The 19,643-nt window shown below is 58.5% G+C and carries 14 protein-coding genes; 1 reads left to right on the top strand and 13 read right to left on the bottom strand.

What is annotated here, in order from left to right:
- The 11 genes from cheA to EKL02_RS09050 form a co-directional block, all read right to left on the bottom strand.
- The gene (cheA, locus tag EKL02_RS09100; RefSeq protein ID WP_128901746.1) at positions 1-2,262 is read right to left on the bottom strand and encodes a chemotaxis protein CheA; all 2,262 of its coding nucleotides are present in this window, start codon (positions 2,260-2,262) and stop codon (positions 1-3) included.
- Positions 2,263-2,328: 66 nt separating this feature from the next.
- Positions 2,329-2,694 carry a response regulator gene (locus tag EKL02_RS09095; RefSeq protein ID WP_128901745.1) on the bottom strand — a complete coding sequence of 122 codons (366 nt, stop codon included), beginning with the start codon at positions 2,692-2,694 and terminating at the stop codon, positions 2,329-2,331.
- A 64-nt stretch (positions 2,695-2,758) separates the two neighbouring features.
- Positions 2,759-3,307 (bottom strand): chemotaxis protein, encoded by a 549-nt coding sequence (locus tag EKL02_RS09090; protein ID WP_128901744.1) that lies wholly within the window; start codon positions 3,305-3,307, stop codon positions 2,759-2,761.
- Positions 3,308-3,370: 63 nt separating this feature from the next.
- Entirely contained in the window at positions 3,371-4,303 is a 933-nt protein-coding gene (gene motB / locus EKL02_RS09085; RefSeq protein ID WP_128901743.1) for a flagellar motor protein MotB, read from the bottom strand.
- 33 nt (positions 4,304-4,336) lie between these two features.
- Positions 4,337-5,197, bottom strand: a complete 861-nt coding sequence (motA, locus tag EKL02_RS09080) for a flagellar motor stator protein MotA (RefSeq protein WP_128901742.1) — start codon at positions 5,195-5,197, stop codon at positions 4,337-4,339.
- Between the two features lie 131 nt (positions 5,198-5,328).
- On the bottom strand, positions 5,329-6,111 hold the full coding sequence (locus EKL02_RS09075; RefSeq protein ID WP_128901741.1) for a class I SAM-dependent methyltransferase: 783 nt from the start codon (positions 6,109-6,111) through the stop codon (positions 5,329-5,331).
- A gap of 49 nt (positions 6,112-6,160) precedes the next feature.
- Positions 6,161-6,712, bottom strand: coding sequence for a flagellar transcriptional regulator FlhC (gene flhC / locus EKL02_RS09070; protein ID WP_128901740.1), 552 nt, complete (start codon positions 6,710-6,712; stop codon positions 6,161-6,163).
- Between the two features lie 51 nt (positions 6,713-6,763).
- Positions 6,764-7,081: a flagellar transcriptional regulator FlhD gene (gene flhD, locus EKL02_RS09065; protein WP_128901739.1), complete on the bottom strand. Its 318-nt coding sequence runs from the start codon at positions 7,079-7,081 to the stop codon at positions 6,764-6,766.
- A 575-nt stretch (positions 7,082-7,656) separates the two neighbouring features.
- On the bottom strand, positions 7,657-9,864 hold the full coding sequence (locus EKL02_RS09060; RefSeq protein WP_128903448.1) for an adenylate/guanylate cyclase domain-containing protein: 2,208 nt from the start codon (positions 9,862-9,864) through the stop codon (positions 7,657-7,659).
- A gap of 102 nt (positions 9,865-9,966) precedes the next feature.
- Positions 9,967-11,601, bottom strand: coding sequence for an HD family phosphohydrolase (locus EKL02_RS09055; RefSeq protein ID WP_128901738.1), 1,635 nt, complete (start codon positions 11,599-11,601; stop codon positions 9,967-9,969).
- Positions 11,602-11,633: 32 nt separating this feature from the next.
- Complete coding sequence (locus EKL02_RS09050; protein ID WP_128901737.1) at positions 11,634-12,398, bottom strand: 3',5'-cyclic-nucleotide phosphodiesterase; 765 nt, start codon at positions 12,396-12,398, stop codon at positions 11,634-11,636.
- 307 nt (positions 12,399-12,705) lie between these two features.
- On the opposite strand from EKL02_RS09050, the gene EKL02_RS09045 reads away from it, so the two are divergent.
- Positions 12,706-15,078, top strand: a complete 2,373-nt coding sequence (locus EKL02_RS09045) for a GspE/PulE family protein (RefSeq protein ID WP_128901736.1) — start codon at positions 12,706-12,708, stop codon at positions 15,076-15,078.
- 6 nt (positions 15,079-15,084) lie between these two features.
- On the opposite strand, the gene EKL02_RS18525 is transcribed toward EKL02_RS09045, so the two are convergent.
- Positions 15,085-15,999: a FecR family protein gene (locus tag EKL02_RS18525; RefSeq protein ID WP_241687845.1), complete on the bottom strand. Its 915-nt coding sequence runs from the start codon at positions 15,997-15,999 to the stop codon at positions 15,085-15,087.
- Positions 15,968-19,642 (bottom strand): filamentous hemagglutinin N-terminal domain-containing protein, encoded by a 3,675-nt coding sequence (locus EKL02_RS18340; protein ID WP_241687844.1) that lies wholly within the window; start codon positions 19,640-19,642, stop codon positions 15,968-15,970. The genes EKL02_RS18525 and EKL02_RS18340 overlap by 32 nt, the downstream gene beginning before the upstream one ends.
- Position 19,643 lies beyond the last annotated feature (1 nt).

Genomic DNA, 19,643 nt, shown 5'->3' with positions numbered 1-19,643 from the left:
TTATTCGGTATAGATTGATTCGTCATTCAGTTGGCGGCTTGAGCGCAACAGCGCGGCGACGTCGACGATCAGGGAGACGCCGCCGTCGCCGAGAATGGTCGCGCCGGAGATTCCGGCCACCTTGCGATAATTCGATTCGAGATTTTTCACCACGACCTGCTGCTGCCCGACCAGTTCATCGACGAACAGCGCCGCCTTCCTGCCGTCGGACTCCAGTATGACGACGATGCCGTCGGATGGCTCGGTGCATGCGGAATCGATGCCGAACATCTGGTGCAGCGGGATCAGCTGCAGATACTCGCCGCGCACCTTGATCACGCGACCGCTGCCGCTGATTTCCTTGATATCCTCGACACGTGGCTGCAGCGATTCGATAACGTAGGCCAGCGGCAGGATATAGATTTCCGGGCCAACCTTGATCGACATGCCATCCAGGATCGCCAGCGTCAGCGGCAACGAGATCGAGATGGTCGTGCCGAAGCCGCGCAACGAGCGGATTTCCACCACGCCGCCCATGGACTCGATGTTGCGTTTGACGACATCCATGCCCACGCCGCGGCCGGAGACATCGGTCACGACCTCCGCCGTTGAAAATCCCGGCGCAAAAATAAGCTGCCAGACGTCCGTGTCAGGCATGGTGTCCACCACAGGCAAGCCCTGCTGGCGCGCCTTGTCGAGGATCCTCTCGCGGCTCAACCCACCGCCGTCGTCCGAGACCTCGATGATGATGTTGCCGCCCTGGTGCGCCGCCGACAGCGACAGCCTCCCGGTCTCGTTCTTTCCGGCGGCTGTGCGCACATCGGGCATTTCAATGCCGTGGTCGATGCTGTTTCTGACCAGGTGGGTCAGCGGGTCGACAATGCGTTCGATCAAGCCCTTGTCCAGCTCGGTTGCGGCGCCATGCGTGACAAATTCAACCTTCTTGCCAAGCTTGCCGGCCAGGTCGCGCACCATGCGCGGAAATCGCGAAAAGACGTAATCCATCGGCATCATGCGGATTGACATGACCGCCTCCTGCAGATCGCGTGTATTACGCGTCAGCTGGCTGACACTGTTGAGAAGGCGCTCGTGCAGCATCGGGTCGAGCGAGCCGACGCGTTGCTCGATCATGGCCTGCGTGATCACGAGCTCGCCAACGAGGTTGATCAACTGGTCGACCTTTTCAATGCCGACGCGAATCGAGGTCGATGCCTCGACATGGCCGGCAACCGGCTTGTCCGCATCGCGCTTCGGTGGCGGCTTGCGCGCCGGAGCGGCATTAGCCGGCTCTGCCGCTGCCGCAGTATCGTCCGTGCTTGATGCTAAGGCATTTACCCCTTCCACATTGCCAGGCGCGGCAATACCGTTTGGCACGAATGGCGCAAAAAAACCGTAGCCCTGGGCATTTTCCATTGCATTTTGCGCTGCCGCCGATTGCATGGGCTCGAAGAAGCCATAGCCCTGCGCATTCTCGATGGCGTTTTGCTGCACGGCAGACTGCAATGGCTCAAAAAAGCCGTAACCCTGCGTATCTTCAGTACTGGCAGAGCGCCCTGGCAGCGGATCGAAAAATCCGTAGCCCGGATCATCGCCCGCACCGGCGGCTGCTTCGGCAGTGATTTTCAGGTCCGACGCGTCCATGATGAACGAACAGATCGCGACAATATTGTCGACGCTGTCTTCGGTATCCAGCACGAATACGCCGCGGCCGTCAGGCAGGCGCGACTCGGTGATCGCCCCGAGCAATCCGATTTCGCCCGCCAGCGCCTTGACATCGCGCTCTTCCAGCGCCGGCAATTCGATGCGGTAACGCTGTATTCCTGTTGGAACCGCCGCTGCGGCGCGGTGAGCACCTGACTTTGGAGGCTGCGCCCTGGCAGCATTGCCGCCGTCGCCCTGCTGCGCCATGCGCTGAAGCGAGGCGCGGATTTCATCTACCTGGCCACGGTCCACCGCAGCGCCGTGCCGATGGCCATCGAGCTGCATCTTGAGGACATCCTTGGCTGCAAGGAAAGCGTCGACATGCTCGCCGGTGAGTGCCATCTCGCCCTTGCGAATGCGGTCGAGCAGCGTTTCGAGGACATGCGTGACTTCGGTGAGGTCGGTGATGCCAAACGTACTGGCGCCACCCTTGATCGAATGTGCGGCGCGGAAAATCGCATTCAGATCTTCCGAATCGGGCTGTGCGACGTCGATGGCCAGGAGCAGCCTTTCCATTTCTGCCAGGAGCTCTTCGGTCTCTTCGAAGAACACCTGGTAGAACTGGCTCATGTCAACAGTCATTATCGGACTCCATTTTTCACTAGCACCATCCCCGCAGGCTTTGCGCCATCATTCCTGCCAAATCACTCAGCCAATGACTTTCTTGACCACCTCGGTCAGGCGCTGTGGATCGAATGGTTTGACCAGCCAGCCATTGGCGCCGGCGGCCCGGCCCTTCTGTTTCATTTCATCGCTGGCTTCGGTGGTCAGCATCAGGATCGGCACGGACTGGTAGGCCGGCAGCGTGCGCAGCGAACGGATCAGGGTCAGTCCGTCCATGCGCGGCATGTTCTGGTCAGTCAGCACCAGGTCAAATACCTCGGCCTTGGCCTTTTCAAGGCCATCTTGCCCGTCAACGGCTTCGGTCACCTTGTAGCCGGCTGCCTTCAGGCTGAATACCACCATCTGCCTCAGCGATCCCGAATCGTCCACTGCAAGTATCGTTTTTGCCATCTTTACTCCCGCTATTGTCGTTTACGGGCTTTTCGCCCGCTTACACCTGTCTATATTTCTGCGTTCAAAACAATTCGATGTCGCCGCTTTCCATGTGAGTCTGATGCACAGGTTTCCACAAAAGACTTTCCAGCTTTTTGGCCTGGCTTTCAACCACGGCGTTGAGGTTATGCAGCACCTCGGCAATATTCTCTGCCGACGCGTCTGCCAGGATGGCGGCGCTGCCGCCCTCCAGAACATCGAGCACCTCACGCAAGCCGGTCACGCGCCGCACCGTGCGGCCGATCAGCTGCGTCGTCATATCCTGAAACTGCAAGCCGGTGACAGCGGCATTCACATGCCTGCCGATCTCTCCCTGCAAGTCCTTCAGCTTTTCCGCGCTGCCAGACGGCGGCACGCCATTTGAAAGCAGCGCGTCCACCAGATCCTGCTGGGCCCGCACGGTTTCATGGATCGCCATGAAACTGGACGACAGCTTCTCGATCGCCTCGCCCAGCAGGAAAGTCGTCTGCAGCAGGTCGGTCTCCACCTCGGTCAGGTTCTGGTTGCCATGATCGGCCACCACCTCCAGCAGGCCTTTCACCTGAGGCGCAAGTAATTTTTTTCTTGTCATGAAAAATACCTTATCACCAGCACCTTCAAAAGTACAGGCGGGTCCCCGCCTTTATGCCCCTGATTACTGCGCTTCTTCCGCTTCTTTCCGTTCCGGGCTTGCCGCTGCTTCGCCGTTCGGCACCGGCATGGCGCCCAGATCCTGCAATGCCGCGAGTTCCGCCTTCTTGTTCATGACAATGATGCTGATACGGCGGTTACTCGGATTGGTCGGATTTTCCTTGTCGAACAGGAGCACCGATGACAAACCAACCACGCGCAAGACCTTTGCCTCATCCATGCCGCCTGAAATTAACTCGCGACGCGACGCGTTGGCGCGGTCTGCCGACAATTCCCAGTTGCTGTACCCTTTTTCGCCATGAGAATAAGGTGTGGCATCGGTATGGCCCGACAAGCTGACCTTGTTTGGCACCTCGTTCAATGCAACGCCGATTTCGTGGAGGATTTCCTTCGTATAGGGTTGCAGGTCCGCCTTCGCCAGCGCAAACATCGGGCGGTTTTTTTCATCGACGATCTGTATGCGCAAGCCTTCCGAGGTGATATCCAGCAGCAGCTGGTTCTTGTATTGCCGCAGTATCGGGCTGTTGGCGATAACTTCTTCGATTTTCTGCTTCAAGGCCTTGAGGCGCTCGCCCTCCACCTTTTCCAGGAGTTCGGTCGCGCTCTTGATGTTGTAAGTCTTCTTTTCGCCGGGCACATCCTTTGCCTTCACCTGGCCATCCTTGCGAGTCAGATCCTTGCCGCCGCCCTGAATCACATGCGAGCTGTCGCCAGCACCTGAGCCGCCGCCCATCGCCACCCGCAAGGGCGTCTGGAAGTATTCGGCAATACCTTGCAAGTCGCCCTTGGAGGTCGAGCCAAGCAGCCACATCAGCAGAAAGAACGCCATCATGGCGGTCACAAAGTCGGCGTAGGCAATCTTCCATGCGCCGCCATGATGGCCGGCGGATTTCTTGATCCGCTTGATGACGATTGGTCGCGCTGATTCATCCGACATATCGACTCCGCCGCTTCTGCCTCATGGTTCTTGTTATTTCGACTTGGAAGACTTGATGTGCTCTTCCAGTTCGCTGAAGGACGGCCGCTCCGTGGAGAACAGCACCTTGCGGCCGAACTCCACCGCCAGTGCCGGCGCATAGCCGTTCAGGCTGGCCAGCAAGGTCACTTTCACGCACTGGAACATCTTGGTCGATTCATGCAGCTTTTGTTCAAGCAGGTTTCCCAATGGCCCCACGAAACCGTACGCAAGCAGGATGCCAAGGAAGGTGCCGACCAGCGCACGGGCAATCAGGATGCCCAGTTCAGCGGGCGGCAAGCCGACCGACTCCATGGTGTGCACCACGCCCATCACGCAGGCAACGATGCCCAGCGCCGGCAAGGAGTCGCCAAGCTTGGTAATGCAATGGGCCGGCACCTCGCCTTCAGCGTGGTGCGTTTCGATCTCGTTATCCATGAGGTTTTCAATCTGGAAGGCATCCATATTCCCGGACACCATCAAGCGCAGGTAATCCGTCAAAAACTCGACGATATGGTGATCCGCCAGGACCCCCGGATACTTGCTGAAAATCGGGCTTTCTTCCGGCGCCTCGATATCGCCTTCGATGGACATCAACCCCTCCTTGCGGACCTTGCTCAGGATCTCGAACAACAGGGTCATCAATTCCATGTAGAGCGCCTTGGTATAGCGCGAACCCTTGAACAAACCAGGCAAGGCAGCCAGGGTGGCCTTGATGGCCTTGCCGTTGTTACCGACGACAAAGGAGCCTACCGCGGCCCCGCCAATCATCAGCAATTCGATCGGCTGAAACAAGGCTGCCAGGTGACCGCCTGCCAGCATAAAACCGCCGAAGACCGACAGAATGACAACCACATATCCAATAATGACTAGCAAGGTCGGTACCCCGATTTAATTTTATTTAGCTTATAGGGGAAAATGTACCACAGGAAACACCTTAATAGCGTGTCATTATGGGCGGTATTCAGCCTGTACAACACTCTGTAACGAACTTAAAAAACCGCCGCTCACATGCGCCAGCCGTATAAAACAGCGCCGTCACGGCGCGGCATAATTTCCAGATCGGGGACATGTCCCGGGACGGTGAATTCAAAACTCAACAGCAGCGTGCCCGAACGCATTTCGCTGTGGGCTTTTTCCCACAAACCAGGCATGGCTGCCGGCGACAAATACGCAAACACGACATCGTAACTGGCGAAATCCAGGTCCAGGTAATCGCCACGCACGAAGCGCGCGCGATTGCGTTGCAACCATGCGCGCAGCCTGCTCGCCCAATAAGGCAGCGGCGCCAGTTCAATGCCGGCAATCGCGCAGTCGGGACGCAGCGCGCCCAGGTGCAGGGCCATTCCGCCAAAACCGCTGCCAATATCAATGAAATGTTGTGGACGATCGGGTGGCAACAAGCTGGCGACCGCCTGCCATACCGGACGTGTAGATGGGTAATACGGCACTTGCGTGCGAAAGCTGCTCCAGTACAGCAGCAGCAGGAACAGGAACAATCCGAGAAAGAGCAGCGGCGGCAGCTGCAATGCCTGCATGACTACCAGCGCCGGCGCAAAAAGTAGCTGGATTGGCAACCACCACGGCGCCATGCGGCGCCAGCCGGACAATCCCGCCGCCAGCGCGCCTTGCAGAAAGGCCGCAGCCAGAGGTGACTGCACGGGAAAGCCACGCGATGCGAACGCCGCAAGCATGAAAATACCTGCAAAAAAGGCAATGCATTGGTACGCCAGCGCGCGCACTGCCGGCGCGCGCCACAGCCGCCCCAGCGGGCCTGCCGCCGGATTCATGCCGCCGGGCCATCCTGCCCGGGCCACCTTATCGCTTGGCGCAACAGGGTCAAGCTGCGACTGCCAGCTGCGCCGAATTCTTGGCCTTCTTGGTCTTGCCAGCGCGTGAAGGCATGTGGCACAGACCGCAGGCATAATTGTCATGCAAATCCAGCTGATGCACCACAAAATGGCCGCTGCACTCGCTGCAGCATGCGGTCTGCAGCATCTTGCTTTCAAAAAAACGCACCAGCGTCCAGGCGCGCGTCAGCGACAGCACCGGCTCGTCATCGCCTTGCGGGCCAATCTGTTCGAGATACAGGCGATACGCTTTCATGATCGCCTCGATGCCCGAGATATGGGCATGCTCGACCAGGTAATGATAAATATTGATATACAACGACGAATGAATGTTCGGCTGCCAGGTAATGAACCAGTCGGTCGAGAACGGCAACATCCCCTTCGGCGGCGACACGCCCTTCAATTCTTTATAAAGCTTCAGGAGACGTTCGCGCGACAGCGTGGTTTCCGATTCAAGCAGCTGCAGACGCGCGCCGAGATTAATCAGATCGATCGCCAGACGGATTTCCTGGGCTTCTGTCACCACACTTTTCTTCGCCATTTTCGAGCCTCGTGTATTCTTTTATGCTGAACGCTATTTTGAACAGACCGCTCAGGCGATCTCTTCAACCGGCTGGCCAGCCATCAGGATCGCCGCATGCGAGTGTGCCAGGGCGCGGTCCTTGTTGTAATTGGTCAGCATGCCGAGGATGGCGCCGTCATCGAAACGAAAGCGTGCCAGCATCATGTTGGTCCCAGCCAGCTTCAGGATCTGCGCATTGTTCAAGCCTTCCAGCAGGTCGGCGATTTCGCTGCTGATCCCGAGGCGAAAGATTGCGGTAGGTTTGTCGGCGCGGATCATTTGCTGCGCCAGCATCAGGTAGCTCAGGTTGGCATCGCGGATTTCAGCCATCATGTCGTTCGTATCCATTTTTCCCCCTTCTTGGATGTTACCGGCACGCAATTTGTCGTGTCGGTAATGCATTCTTATCCAGCGCTTTCTTTGCGGAAATAAGTCGAAGTCGGTTTTTCTTGGCGGAAACGAACGAAGTCCACCCGTAGGCGTTTGTCTTACAAACGTCGGGCGGAACGATGGCAGCGCAAATTGATTTTGCGTGGAAAGCGGCGTCTGGCGTGGCTTTGCGAGGAATCGGGGGGAATTCGACCTGCTCGCTTTGCTACCCTTGCTCACCGGAATCAAGCTGAAAAACCACTGCTTTTTCAGCGTTTAATTCTTTAAAAACATGCTCAACAAACTTCTAAAACATCGTCAAGAGGGGGGCTCTTGTCTCATTTACGGCATACTTTTTGGAAACTTTAGGGGTATGAGGAAAAAAATTTAAAAAAGTTCCAAAATTTCTTTCCATCTTGCCTCTTCTATTTTCGTTATCGGCAGCACTTTTGGGAACTTTAGGGTTTTCTACAAATTTTTTTCATTTTTTTATAAAAAAAAGGCCTGCAGGTGCAGGCCATTATTATTTCAACAATTAATTGTCGGTTTATAGCTTATTTAACATCGAAAACAGTCACGGCATCCCATCCGTCGCCAGGCGGATTGATACGGTAATCGGCAATCCGTTTCATATAGAGAGGATAAAGGGCGTCCAGCGGTTGGCTGGCGGCGAGCTTTTCGATCGCAGCCTGCGCCTCATCCCATTGCTGCGAGCGGAACAGGACCAGCGCAGCGTGCCAGGCAGCCACGGCAGCACACAACGCAGGCTCGACTGCCTCCGCCAGTCCCAGCGGCTCGAAGATCGGCACCGGCTCGTTCTTGCCCTTGACGCGCACCAGGTCCAGCTCGCGGTAAAGGAATTCCGGCGCCGCTGCCCGTGTCCCCTGCCCCACGACGATACCGGCCCCATAAGTCTTGGTAATGCCTTCCAGCCGGGAAGCCAGATTCACCGGGTCGCCCATGACGGTATAGGCGCGCCGCACCGCCGAGCCCATGTCGCCGACGCGCACTTCGCCGGTGTTGAGGCCGATGCCGATCTTTAACGGCGGCCAGCCGCGGGCGATGAAGTCCTGGTTGAGACGGCTGGCGGTTGCCTGCATCTGGAGCGCGGTCTTCACTGCCAGCGCGGCATGGTTTGCCAGCGGGATGGGCGCTCCCCAGAACGCCATGACGGCGTCGCCGATGTACTTGTCGAGGGTACCCCGGTTGCCGCGAATGTCTTCCGACATCGCCGTCAAGTAGAGGTTGACGTATTCGCGCAGCGCATTCGGTTCCAGGCCCTCGGAGATGGTCGTGAAGCCGCGCACGTCCGAAAACATGATGGTCAGCTCGCGCAGATCGCCTTCCATGCTGTAACTTTGCGGATCCTTCGCCATTTCCGCCACCAGCTCCGGCGCGACGTATTCGCCGAACAGGTTGACGATGGCGCGGCCCTTGCGGTATTCAAACAGGTAGCCCCAGGCCACATTGAAGATGAACAGGCACAGGATCAGCACCAGGGCAGTTGCCACCGGCAGGACGTAATGGTTGGACTGGTACATCCAGGAATTGAAGGAAATCGCCGCTGCGGCAGCGCCCATCGAGATCAGGATCGACCACAACGGCGATAGTGCCGACAGGGCTAGCGTCAGCAAGACGCCAATCAGCACTACCTGAATCAGGTCGATGGCGACGCTGAAATCCGGGCGCTGCTTGAAATCGCCATCCAGGATCGAGGCAATCAGGTTGGCATGCACCTCCACCCCCGGGTAATCCGCCTTGACCGGGGTGGTACGCATGTCATTCAGGCCGGGAGCGGTCGTACCGACCAGTACAATGCGTCCTTCCATTTCCTCGGGAGCGACCCTGCCCTTGAGGATGTCCGCGGCCGAAACATAGCGGAATGCTCCGCCTGCGGGGCCGCCGGGGCTGCGGTACTGAATTCGCGCAGCAAGGTTGTGTTCCACGGGTACCAGCGTGGCATAGGGCTTGCTGTCGAGTTCAAGTGCGGCCAGTACCCCATAGTCGCGCAAGTCCTCCGAGGAATTCACGCCGTCGGCTTGCAGCATTACCGGTTGCACCCGGTTTGCGCCCAATGCTACCCGCGCCGTTGCCAGCGCCAGTGACTCGTAATAGCCGTCGCCGACCCGCATCATCAATGGCGAGGAACGCAGCAAGCCGTCAGGGTCGAAATCCGCATTGAAATAGCCGCCGGCCCTGGCAGCCTGCTGCAGTTCGGCCAGGTTGCCTTCATAGGCTTTCGCCGAGAGCGCGTCGACGTTATAGCCGCCCAGATCGGCAATGGTAAATCCAGGGGCCGGCAGCATTCCCTTCTTCAGGGTATCGGAGAGGAAGTAACCAAGCACGACCGGCCGGCCAGCCAGGGAGCGTGCCAGGCGTGCATCGTAATCCAGCCTTGGCCTGAGGGATTGCAACCGGTCGCCGAGTTGCGGCACGTTGCGCAACTCATCCTGCGCCAGCGCGGCCAGCGTGGCATAACCAGAGGTATTGTCCGGCTCGGAAAAGGTAACGTCGAAGCCAAGCGCCTTGATCTTGTACTTGTCAAACAACTGGTCGACCATCTGGGCAATAACAGTACGACTCCACGGCCAGCGTCCGACTTCCGCCAGGCTATGCTCGTCGACGCTGACAATGACAATGCGCGAATCGAACGTCGGCTTGGCCAGCTTCATGCGCGTGTCATATACAGCGAGGTCGATCTGCTGGATATGTTCTGCCACGCTCTGCGGCACGTAACCGACCACCTGGGCGGCAGCGGCCATCGTCAGGGCAAAGCCGATCAGCCAGCGCAGGCCGAACCTGGAGAGAAAATGCCGCACGATGCTTCCTTTACCTGGAGGTCACTGGGGTGAAACAGCCATGCGTCAAGGCACGTAGCCCGGAATCGTGCTGGCGTCGACGTCGTCAATCTGCGCCGGGTCCATGAACTTGCGGGCATACTCGAGATACACCTGCTTGCGCACGAACACATCGAACAGGTCCGGATCGATATGGTTGCGCTGGCAAAAGCCACCCAGTATCTGCAGGGACTCCGACAGGGTCTTGCCTTTCTTGTATGGCCGATCCTTTGCCGTCAGCGCCTCAAAGATATCGGCAATGGCCATCATGCGCGCCTGCAGCGACATCTGTTCGCGCGTCAGGCCCTTCGGGTATCCCTTGCCATCCATGCGTTCGTGGTGCCCGCCGGCGTATTCCGGCACATTTTCCAGGTGGCGCGGCCATGGCAGCGACTCCAGCATGCGGATGGTGACGACAATGTGATTGTTGATGATCTCGCGCTCGGCATCGTTGAGCGTGCCGGCGCGGATCTTCAGGTTCCCTTCCTCCTCGGCGTCGAGCAAGGGCCGCTCATGGCCATCGGGGCCGACCCAGCGGCAGGCGGCGATGCGCGCCACGCGCTCCTGGTCTTCCGGCCGCATGAATTCGCCGCCGATGTTGGCGCGCCGCAGAAACTCACGGTCAGCGTCCAGGCGCGCAGTTTCTTCGCTCAGCTGAACCTCGATGGCAGCGACAGCAGCAGCATCGCCCTTTTCCACGGCCGCGCATTTTTCCTCCAGGGCGCGAATCCGCGCATCGCGCTTCAATACCTCGAAACGGGTATCGACGGTCGCGATGCGGTCATACAGCGTCTGCAGCTTGGTGGCTTTTTCCACCACGTGCACAGGCGTGGTGATCTTGCCGCAATCGTGCAGCAGGCCAGCCAGCCACAGCTCACGCCGGTCGCGCTCGCTCATGGCAAAATCGGCCAGCGGGCCGGTCTCGGTGGCATGCGTGGCTTCCGCCAGCATCATCGTCAGCTCCGGCACATGTTCGCAATGCCTGCCGGTATGCGGGGATTTTTCATCGATGCCGATATTGATCAGCTTGACGAAGGATTCAAACAGGGTCTCCAGGCGATCGATCAGTTGCCGGTTGGTGATGGCGATTGCAGCCTGCGACGCCAGCGCCTCGATGAAACGCTGGTCGGTGCTGCTGAACGGGCGGGTTGCGCCACCCTTCCCGTCACCGGCATTGATCAGCTGCAGCACGCCGATCAGCTCACCCTCGTGGTCTTTCATCGGCACCGTCAGCAGCGACTGCGAACGATAGCCATAAGTCTCATCGAACTGGCGCATTCCCGAAAAATTGAACAGATCGGTTTCATACACGTTATCGATATTGACCGACTTGCCGGTATGCGCCGCGTACGCCGCCACCGCGCCCAGGTTCGGCTGGCCGGCGGCGTCGTGCAGCGCAATCCCCGGGATATTGACCGGCTGGCCGGATGCGCCGCCAAGGTACATGCGCAGGCTGTCGTTGATGGCGATGCTGTAGCACAGGCTGGCGTTGTCCGCGCTTGTGAGGTAAAGCGTGCCGCCGTCCGCGTGCGTCATGCTCTTGGCGCTGCGCAGTATCCGCTCCAGCAACTGCCCGATGTTACGGTTGTTGCTGAGAGCGACGCTGAGCTCGGTCAACTGCTCCAGTCGCAGCGACACTTCGGAAGGATGCAGGGCATTCATGCAGATAAAGCCTCAGGTAACGGGTAACGGCACTAGTATTCGAAGACGTCGCCGCAGTGGATTGCAGTGAATGGCCGGCCACCCTCTTCGGCGAGCTCGCGCATGATCAGGTCCTCTTGCCCCGGCTTCAGGTGGTAGATCAGGAATTCGATCGCCGGCGCCAGCGCGCGGATGTCCTGCCCCAGGGTACGCGGACAGTAATGCAGGGACATCTCGGCGAGCGCATGGTCGGCATTGGTAAAGGAACAGTCGACGATCACCTGGCGCATCAGCTTTTCATCCGACAGGCGTGCCCATAGCTGCGGGGTCGAGCCCATGTCGCCTGTAAACAGGAAGCCGCCGCTGGCGCCGCGCACCCAGTACGCCGACGATCCCGCGGTATGATTGACTGCAAATGGCGTAATCCGCCGCCCGCCCAGATCCAGCGTGGCGTCGTGTTCGATTGCCTGCCAGCGCATTACCGGCTCCTGCGCGTTCGGGATGGTGCTGAAATCCGGCCAGAGCACCCAGTTAAAGAGGTGCTTTTTCAGCGCGTCGATCACTTTCTGGTTGGCATAAACCGTGATACCGCCAGCTTTATTGACTTGCGCCGCATCGACCAGTAACGCCAGGCCAGCCACATGATCGAGATGGCTGTGCGTAATGAAGACATGGCGTATTTGCACCAGCTCGTCCAGCGACAGGCTGGAAATACCCGTACCGGCATCCAGCAGGATGTCGTTGTCTACTATCAGGCAAGTCGTCAGCCTTTCGCGTCCGCCAATTCCGCCAGCGCAGCCGAGTACGCGCATTTTCATTGAAGCGTCCAGTCCTGTAGTTATTGGAAGCGGCCCAGGTGCCGATATCTTGAAACGATAGGCGTTCTTCCGGGAAAGATAGCATATTGTAATTTGGAAATGTTGCTTCGCACTTCAACGGCCGGCAATTTTTGCCTTTTGCATGCGCCATTCTCGGGAATCAGACGTTTTTTTCACCTAAAACCGCCTGTTTTTCGCATCGTGGTGATTACTATTTACCATGGGAATTATTCCATGGCATGATAGCTTTTTACGGCCCAGGATCAACCCAGCCGGCCTTTCCGTCGTCCGTCAAAGACAATCAACTATGAGCACTGTCCCGAGTCCACAACCGATCTCTGCCGTGGCGGCCAATACGGATAGCCGGCTGCAATTTTTTCAGAAATTGCAGGCTGTTACCAACAAGATCCATGCAACCGGCAACCTGGACCAGATCATGCTCGATCTGCCCAAGGATATCTGCGACCTGTTCGACTGCGACCGCATCACCATTTACGCGGTCAGCAATGACAAGTCCTTCATCGTTTCCAAGGTCAAGACCGGCCTGCATTCCTTTTCCGACCTCGAATTGCCGATTTCGCCGCAAAGCATGGCCGGGTACGCCGCGCACTTCAGGCGCATCGTGCGCGTCAACGATGTTTATGATGAAGCCGAACTGAAATCGCACAATCCGCCGCTCTCCTTCCTGCGTGAAGTGGATCGCCGCACCGGCTACCGCACCCAGCAAATGCTGATTGCCCCGCTGATGGATGCCCAAAACGTGGAATTGCTGGGCGTGATCCAGCTGATCAACAACCGGGCTGGCGGGCCATTTACCGAAATCGCCGAGGAAGGCGTCAAGGAATTGTGCGCCACCCTGGCAATTGCATTTACCCAGCGCCTGAAGCCGTCGCCGCTGGTTCGCTCCAAGTACGATTCGCTGGTGGCCGACGCTGTCCTGTCGGCGCCGGAATTTGAACTGGCGACCCGCTCGGCGCGCCGCAAGAATGTGGATATCGAGGAAGTGCTGGTCAGCGAATTCCAGCTCAAGCTGGCGACCGTCGGCCAGGCGTTAGGCAAGTTCTATGGCGTCGCCTATGAAGCGCACAAGCCGGAACGGGTCAAGCCGCTCGACTTGCTGAAAAACCTGAAACGCGACTTCGTCGAACAAAACCAGTGGCTGCCCCTGGAAGAATCCCAGGAAGGCATCGTCATCGTCTCCACCGACCCTGAGCGCATCAGCAACAATCGCATCCTGATCAATATCTTTCCAAAGTCGCGATTTGTCTTCCGTGTCACCACCCGGCATGAATTCCGCCAGATGCTCGACCTGTTCTACGGCGCGCAGGAAGACACCACGTCGGTCGGCGACCTGCTGTCGGGAATGGAAGAGAGCGACGACGAGGCAGGCGAGATTGCAGAATCCGAACTGTCGGCCGCCGCCGACAATGAACTGGTCAAGCTGGTCAACAAGATCATCGTCGACGCCTACCGCCAGGGCGCCTCCGACATTCATATCGAACCGCGTCCCGGCAAGGAAAAGACCCAGATCCGCTTCCGCAAGGATGGCTCGCTCGAAACCTACATCGAAATTCCCGCGAGCTACCGCAGTGCCCTTGCCGCCCGCATCAAGATCATGTGCGACCTCGACATTTCCGAGCGCCGCAAGCCGCAGGATGGCAAGATCAAGTTCAAGAAGTTCGGTCCGCTCGACATCGAGTTGCGCGTAGCGACCGTGCCGTCCGCAGGCGGCGTCGAAGACATCGTCATGCGTATCCTGGCCGCCGGCGAGCCGATCCCGCTGGAAAAGCTGGGCGTGCTGCCGCATAACCTGGCGCGCCTGAAGGACACGGTCAGCAAGCCGTACGGCCTGTTCTTCGTCTGCGGCCCGACCGGCTCCGGCAAGACGACCACGCTGCATTCGGTGCTGAATTTCCTCAACACGCCCGACACCAAGATCTGGACGGCCGAAGACCCGGTGGAAATCACCCAGAAAGGTTTGCGCCAGGTCCAGGTCAACAAGAAGGCCGGCCTCGACTTTGCCACCGCCATGCGCGCCTTCCTGCGTGCCGATCCGGACATCATCATGGTGGGCGAAATGCGCGACAAGGAAACCGTCGCCATGGGTATCGAAGCCTCGCTCACAGGCCACCTGGTGTTTTCCACCCTGCATACCAACAGCGCGCCGGAATCGATCGTGCGCCTCCTGGACATGGGCATGGACCCGTTCAATTTCGCCGATGCCCTGCTGGGCATCCTTGCGCAGCGCCTGGCCAAGCGCCTGTGCGGCAAGTGCAAGATCGCCTACACGCCCACGGCCGAAGAAGTGCAGCAGCTATTGCAGGAATATTGTGCCGAATTGCTGAATACCGAAATATTCAGGAAGGATGCCGATGCTGCCCGCGCTTCTGTGCTGGCCAACTGGAAAAAGCAGTACGGCAACGACCAGGGCCAGTTCACGCTGTACAAGGCGGTTGGTTGCGATACCTGCAGCGGTGGCTACAAGGGCCGCGTGGGCCTGCATGAATTGATGACGGGAAGCGACAAGATCAAGAAGCTGCTGCAAGAGCATGCGCGCGTGGCGCAACTGCTGGCAGCAGCACTGGAAGACGGCATGCTGACCCTGAAGATGGACGGCATCGAGAAGATCTTCTCTGGCATTACCGACATCAAGCAGGTGCGCGCCGTCTGTATCAAGTAATCGAGGTCAGCGCACCTCGCAATTCACGTCGGTGATTCCGACAACCCCATTGCCGCTACCGCCCGGATTTACTGACGATGAGGAAAATGCCGGCGGCGGCGTGAACTTCAAGCCCGGATTGGACGGCACGACCACAGGCGGTTGCTGCAGATTTGCCGTATAGCCGAACTGGCCTGCCGAAAAATTCTGCGCGCCGCCTTTATTACTCACATTAATCATCCCGTCGAGCACCTGGACATACAGGCCGGGCGGACGCGCACCAGGGACTGGCGACGTTACCCCCTGCGCAAGCAAGGTATCAAGCGCCAGCCGTGCCGGCAATATTTCAGGCACGACATTGCCTGTCGTTGCGTCGGTCATGGTTGCACCGCCATTACCCGCGGGCCCGTAAGCATGCAAACCCGTGCTGGCAGCAGCAACCAGGGAGCGTCCCCAGGCAGCGACATCCGCCTCGCCGGGTGCAATGTATTCCACCACGTAGATCGTGCCCCGGATGCCGATGGTCGCAGCCGGCGTATTCAGTCCGGTGCGCTCGCGGCTGCGCTTGCCCACCGTACCCGAGACCGCACGCAAGCCGCCCTTGAGCAGGCTGAAGAAGGCATTGTCGTTTTGTGGCTTGTCCTGTTCATAGGCAAAGCGTTCGATCTTGAATTGCGTTTCCGGCTTCAAGGTCACTTCGCTATTGTCGAGAAACCTGATGCGCGCATAAGTGTCCTTTTCCGTGACCAGAAAATCACCTTCCTCGACCAGTGACTTTTGTGCCAGCACCCTGACCGTGCCATTGGCCTTTTTGGCCAGCAGCGGACCATTCAGGTCCATGACAGTACCGGCCACCTGCGCGGCATGGGCATGCAAGCCCCATAGCAGCAACGACAGCGCGAAGCAGAAATTAATTGCAGAACAGTTTTTGCGGGACTTCATCTTTACTTGCTCCACTCTGGTTTTCTCTGACAATCACGTCATTGCTGCGCGATGTTTTTTGCTCTTTTTCCTGCGTCGTCTTGCCGGAATCCGGCGCAACCGCTGAGCCGCCACTCACGATAATGTTGGTTGATTTTTCAACGACAATCTCGCTGAGATCCGACTGCGGCAGGGTTGTTGTCGTCGTCCCGCCGGTGGTCGTGGTCGTGGTTGCCATGGCGATGGTGCTCGTCGTCCCGCCGGCGGTCGTGGTCGTGCTGACGCCAGTCGTCGTGGTCGAGCCGATGCTGGATGTGCTGGTGCTCGTAGTACTCGTACTCGACGTGCTCGTGCTTGAAGTACTGGTACTCGATGTGCTCGTGGTACTGGTGCTCGTAGTCGAAGTGGTGGTACTGACGCCACCCAACAGGCCATCATAACGCAAGGTTTTCACGCCGGCGCCAGTGGTGATCGGCTGGTTTTCCGTGATGGTAAAGCTCAACGACGGCACCGAAATTTCCACATCCGTGTTGTTGGTGGTGATGCCGTTGATGCCATACGTTGAACTCTCCACCGCCACATTGCCGGAGTTGCGCATAGCAAAACTTCCCGTGCCGGTCCCGCCGACATACAGGTCGGCAGAAATCTTGGAGACATTGTTCGCCGGGTCATCCAGATATACCGGGCCGGGTGTTTTCACGACCAGATGGCCGCCGATCACGGGGCCGCCGAACCATTGATTGATGCCGGTATCCGACTCAAGTCGAATCGCATTAGAAAAAGGGACGGTAATGCCGGTACCGAGGGCGCCATAGCTCAGCGTGATCTGATTCACCGAGCGATACTGGAAATCGCCTGCGGTGGCCGCCCCGGAAACGACCCCAGTAGGATTGGCTTCCATCAGGGTGACTGAACTGCCTATGGCTTCGATCGCTGGTCCGCCGATGAGCGCATTTGCATCCTGGGTAATCGCACCGGCGGAACTGAGCGACAGGAGGGTGGAGATGTTTTGCAGTGCGCCTCCCGCTCCGCCGCCCACGAATGACTTGATCGTAATCGGTCCACTCGTCGTGTTATCGCCAATGATCAGCTTGTCAGCGGTAATGCGGTTCAGCTCGCCATTCGACAGTTCCAGTGTAAATGTCGTATTGTTGGTACTGACGGTGCCAACATCAATCGCGATCGACGATGCTGGTGCCAGCACGGCATGGCCGCCGCTGGAATTGATCGTCCCGTTCAAGTCCATCTTGTCCGCAGTCAGGACCGTGGATCCCGCAACATTGACGATCTGCGACGCGGCATCGGTATACAACATTGCTTCGGCATTAGTCACGTGCATCATGACTAGCCCGCCGCCGATACTGGAGGCCGTGCCGTAATGATCGATGCCCAGGGCGGCGCTAAAAGAGATAACGCCATTGGTCGCCGTTACGTTGCCCAGGTTCTGGAGGAATCCCGACACGGCGGTCAGTTGCGCCGACCCATTGGTCGCTGTAATAGTGCCGCTGCTCGAATTCAGGATGTTGCCGCTGTTGGCAATGATGTTGAGATCGCCGGAGGAAGTCAGGCTGGTCAAGTTGCTCACCGCACCTTCGCCGTACACGGTCAGGGTGCCGTTATCCGTTGAAACTGGCGCATTGATGGTGACATTGCCATTTGCCAGCACATGAATGTTTTGCCCGCCCAGTTCCTGCTTGATGCCATAGCCAGTCGAGTCGATGTCATCGATCGCCAGGCCCTTGAGGTTATATAGAAAAATATCGCCCGAACCGGAGTTGTAGGCATTGAGGCTGCTGACATCCGTATAGGCATGGCCGCCAGTGCCATCGTCGATGCCTCCTGCGGCAATCACTTTCAAGCGATTGGCCCTGATGTTGTTGTCATTCAAAATGGAGATTGCGCCGCCGGACGTGAGGCGGACATCGCCCGGTGCAGATGCGTTCGCATTAATCCCGCCGATACGACCCAGCATCATCGGGCCGCCAGACGTCAGGGTGATGTTGCCGGCGGAAGCACCATCGGTGGAACTGATGGCGCCGACAGCCAGGGTAGTGCCCGCATTCAGCGTGATCTGGCCGCCATTGCTGTTGAGGCTGCCACCCAGATTGATCTGGCCAGTCGAAGCAGTAAAATTGATCGCCCCGCCGGCAGTGGAAATCGCGTCATTGGTGACGGGATCCTGGGAAATAATATCCCGTCCTGCCAGGATCGAGAAAGTGCTGCCATTGGTGACATTACTGAGGTACAGATTGCCGTCCGAAAATGTCTCGAACTTGACGTCCTGGCTCGCCTGCAGGGTAATATTCCCTACCAGGCTTTCGAGCTTGCCCTCCGAAATGGTGATATCGGTAACCGCATCGGCATCGGCACTGTCGACAAAATTATCATTGATCAGTGCGGAGTCACCGGATGCCCCAGTAGTACCGCCCTGCACGATGATATCCCTCGGATCAAGCAACAGCGAGCCGGCTTTTCCTTTCGGAGCACTTATATCCACCGTCGCATCGAAGTTCAGCCGCTGTTTGCCAGACACTTCGACAAAGCCGCCGTCGCCGCCCTGCACGCCACCTTTGGCGGAAATCGTGCCATACGCCCGCGTCAGTTCGTCTGACCATACGATTACCTTGCCGCCATTGCCCTGCGTGCCTGCATCCGCCCGGATCTCTGCATCCCTGCCAAGAATGGTTTGCTTCGCATTTGTGACCGCAGCATTCTTGCCCTGGTAATCGCCGCCCACCAGCACGGTACCGCCACCAGCCTGGCCGCTGGCATCGACCCTGGCATTGCCAGTCAGACCGACCCGCTCGCCCAACACATGGATCGTGCCGCCAGTGCCGGCACCGGTCGCGGTCGTCTGGCTGCCCGCTTCCAGCAAGGCATCCTTGCTGGCCTTGAATACGATCTTGCCATTCTCGCCGACCACTGCGCTATTGGCGCTGACGAGTCCGCGCTGCTTGACCAGCGCGCCGTAAATGCCGACGTTGCCGCTTTCCGCCACGACTTGTCCGAGATTGATCGCCTGGTTGTCCGGTGCGCTCACGACAACATGCAAGTCAGGATTGGCGCTATCGACAAGATGCACGCTGCGGCCGGCTGCCAGCACCACCTCGCCCTTGGGCGAGGTCAGGATGCCGCTGTTCTCGACATTCGGCGCAATCAGGTAAATCTGCCCGCCGCTGGCACTGGTAATGCTGCCCTGGTTTTGCAGGTTGCCTGCCTTGTCGCCCGCCTGGAATTTCATGCGGCCGGCAAGAAAATCCTCGTTACTGATATTGAGCGTGGACGCGACCAGCCCGCCCACATTGACTTGCGCCCCCTGGCCGAAGAGGATGCCGTTGGGATTAATCAGCAGCACCCGGCCATTCGACTGCAGCGCGCCGAGAATCTGGCTCGGGTCCTGGCCGACGATGCGGTTCAGTACCGTGCTGGACGCGCCTTGCTGCACGAATTTGGTCAGCTCGCCGGCGCCGATGGAAAAACTCTGCCAGTTGATGATGGCGCCTGGCGAATTGGTCACGGTCAGGACGTTGCCCTGGCCGGCAATCGAGACCTGGCCATTGACGACCTGCGCCCCGAATGGATTGGCCAGCGCCTGCCCGGCCCCAAAGCAGCCAGCAATCAACAGCGGCAACAGCTTGCGGCGCAATTCGGCATTCTTCTTCATA

It is taken from the genome of Janthinobacterium sp. 17J80-10, assembly GCF_004114795.1.
Classification (GTDB): domain Bacteria; phylum Pseudomonadota; class Gammaproteobacteria; order Burkholderiales; family Burkholderiaceae_D; genus Paucimonas.
Note: the sequence above shows the minus strand (reverse complement) of the source record. Positions and strands in the feature narration are given on the sequence as shown.

Coding starts and splice junctions, on each gene's coding strand:
- EKL02_RS09090 (WP_128901744.1), bottom strand. CDS start 3,307: ATGACAAGAAAAAAATTACTTGCGCCTCAGGTGAAAGGCCTGCTGGAG.
- EKL02_RS09075 (WP_128901741.1), bottom strand. CDS start 6,111: ATGAATCCGGCGGCAGGCCCGCTGGGGCGGCTGTGGCGCGCGCCGGCA.
- flhC (WP_128901740.1), bottom strand. CDS start 6,712: ATGGCGAAGAAAAGTGTGGTGACAGAAGCCCAGGAAATCCGTCTGGCG.
- cheA (WP_128901746.1), bottom strand. CDS start 2,262: ATGACTGTTGACATGAGCCAGTTCTACCAGGTGTTCTTCGAAGAGACC.
- EKL02_RS18340 (WP_241687844.1), bottom strand. CDS start 19,642: ATGAAGAAGAATGCCGAATTGCGCCGCAAGCTGTTGCCGCTGTTGATT.
- EKL02_RS09050 (WP_128901737.1), bottom strand. CDS start 12,398: ATGAAAATGCGCGTACTCGGCTGCGCTGGCGGAATTGGCGGACGCGAA.
- EKL02_RS18525 (WP_241687845.1), bottom strand. CDS start 15,999: ATGAAGTCCCGCAAAAACTGTTCTGCAATTAATTTCTGCTTCGCGCTG.
- EKL02_RS09055 (WP_128901738.1), bottom strand. CDS start 11,601: ATGAATGCCCTGCATCCTTCCGAAGTGTCGCTGCGACTGGAGCAGTTG.
- flhD (WP_128901739.1), bottom strand. CDS start 7,081: ATGGATACGAACGACATGATGGCTGAAATCCGCGATGCCAACCTGAGC.
- EKL02_RS09060 (WP_128903448.1), bottom strand. CDS start 9,864: ATGGCCGCTGCCGCCCAGGTGGTCGGTTACGTGCCGCAGAGCGTGGCA.
- EKL02_RS09045 (WP_128901736.1), top strand. CDS start 12,706: ATGAGCACTGTCCCGAGTCCACAACCGATCTCTGCCGTGGCGGCCAAT.
- motB (WP_128901743.1), bottom strand. CDS start 4,303: ATGTCGGATGAATCAGCGCGACCAATCGTCATCAAGCGGATCAAGAAA.
- EKL02_RS09095 (WP_128901745.1), bottom strand. CDS start 2,694: ATGGCAAAAACGATACTTGCAGTGGACGATTCGGGATCGCTGAGGCAG.